Consider the following 1,464-nt stretch of genomic DNA (forward strand, 5'->3'; position numbering starts at 1 on the left):
GTGTAACTGAGCTTGTGTGCGAGTTGCGGGCAGGGGGCGACGCCGTCCGGGAGGCGAGTGTTTCAGCGACGGCGCGGTCCCAGTCCGAGGTCAGCACGGCCCGCCGCTGGGCGGGGGAGCGAGTGCCGCACAGCCGCCCAGCCAAGCCCTCCAGCGGCCCACCAGCACGCATCGCCGCCACGGCCTCGTCGTAGGTCCAGCCCCCCGCCGCCAGGCTGCGCAGCACCGCGTAGCGGGCCTCCGACGGCGAGGCGTACCGGCCGCCGTCCGGTTGCAGGGGCTCGGCGTCCCACGCGCCGGTGCGGGCCAGCTCGGCCAGCCGCGGGCTCAGCGGGCGGCGGCCGCCGCGCAGCGGCGCCCACGGCCGCCCGTCCTCATCCCAGTGGAGGACCCCCGGCAACGGCGCCTGCAGCGACGGCGCCGGGTCCACGACCGCCAGCTCGGCCGTCACCGCCCGGCGCAGCCGCTCCCACACCTTCGGCCCGCACGGCGCACGCAGCACCCGCACCGCCTCGGCCAGCGGCATGGTCAACGCCAGGAAGCCCAGCAGCCGGCCGGTGCGGGCGAACGTGCCATCGCTCTGCTCCTGGACCGTGCGCTTGTAGGGGGAGCCGGCGATCCGGATCTGCCCGGTCGGGCTGCGCATCGGCCCCGCATCCAGCGCGGTGAACCGCTCGGCCAGCGCCACCGCGACATCGCGCAGCTCCTCGAACGGGATCGGCCGCGCGAACTTGACGTAGACGTGGCGGCCGCCGCTGGGCGACACATCGTGGACGACGCGACCGCCGCACTCGGCCACCAGCGCCGCGAACGCATCCGCCTGCTCGGCCACCACCACGGCCGGATCGGCGTCCGGCACGGTCTCCAAGGCCTTTCCGATGTCGAAGTCGGCCACCAGCAGCCGGCCGACCGTCGCACCATCCGGAGCCCGGGAGTAGATCGATACCGTCGCCGGCTCGGGCGGCAGCTCACCGCCCACCCGGAACCGAAGCCGCCTTCCGTCGGGGAAGTTGTCGCCACCGTCAGGCGAGAACCGCGCCCACGGCGTCGCGGCCAGCAGACGCGACAGCACCGGCCACGTTTCCGCAGCGTCTGCCCCCGACCGCACATGCGCGGGCGCGAACCGGGCGGGCAGCGCAGCATCAGGCCGACCCGCGGACGGCGCTGTCGGCGGGCGGCAAACGGATGCGGCGTCATGATCCGGCACGCCGACATCAGGGCGTGCGAGACCAGCGCCGGGGACGGGTGCTATCGTCGGCTCCAGCGTGAAAGGGAAGGGCTGACGGCACCACCCACGCTCAGAGGTCTGGCAACCATGTGGCGAGCGTGAGTGGAACGGCAGCAAGTGGATATTGAGTTCGGTAGAGCGCCCTGCGGGGCGCTCTTCGACGTTCTGGGGGCCTCCCAGCAAGCAAAGGGTTGACGATCAGTTGGCGCTGAGCCTACGCCCCTGGCGGCCGGGAG

The 1,464-nt window shown here is 73.7% G+C and carries 1 protein-coding gene; it reads right to left on the reverse strand.

Going from position 1 to position 1,464, the window contains the following annotated elements; translation table 11 throughout:
- Positions 1–1,072 (reverse strand): hypothetical protein (locus tag C4U03_RS39645; RefSeq protein WP_200827802.1); only part of this gene is annotated, 1,072 nt, incomplete at its 3' end.
- Positions 1,073–1,464: the final 392 nt, after the last annotated feature.

The organism is Thermomonospora echinospora, assembly GCF_900108175.1.
GTDB lineage: Bacteria > Actinomycetota > Actinomycetes > Streptosporangiales > Streptosporangiaceae > Thermomonospora > Thermomonospora echinospora.